Annotated in this window: 1 pseudogene; it reads right to left on the bottom strand. The window is 65.9% G+C overall.

Features of this window, described 5'->3' with window-relative positions:
- Positions 1–393 (bottom strand): annotated as a pseudogene (locus D7Y04_RS43450) (ankryin); the annotation flags it as partial.

Below are 393 nucleotides of genomic sequence, written 5' to 3'. Positions count from 1 at the left end.
CAGGGCCGTTCGCGGAAGACGGGCAGGCCCTTGCGCAGGCGGTCGAAGAGCCCGAACTTGTCGAGCCGGGCCGGCTCTTCCTCCTCTTCCGCCTCGAACACCTCATCGACGAACAGCTCCTTCAGGCGCTCGGGCACCCCTTCGCCGTAGCCCTGGCTGTACGTGTCCATGTCGAAGTGATGCTCGGCCTGGACGGACGCCATGATGCCGTGGTCGTCCTCGATGACGACGCGCGCGTGGATGGTGCCAGCGGCCAGCGTGTGGTCGTTGTAATAGGCGTAGACGACGTCGCGCGCGTGGAGGTCTCCCTGGATGTTGATCTCCCCGTCCGTGTAGAGCGCGTGGCAGCGCACGTCCCCGAGCACGTTGACCTTCGAGTCGTTGTCCTGGTCC

Origin of the sequence: Corallococcus sp. AB038B (assembly GCF_003668955.1) — a bacterium.
In the GTDB taxonomy this organism is placed as follows: domain Bacteria; phylum Myxococcota; class Myxococcia; order Myxococcales; family Myxococcaceae; genus Corallococcus; species Corallococcus exiguus.
This window is presented reverse-complemented; position numbering and strand designations above follow the sequence as displayed.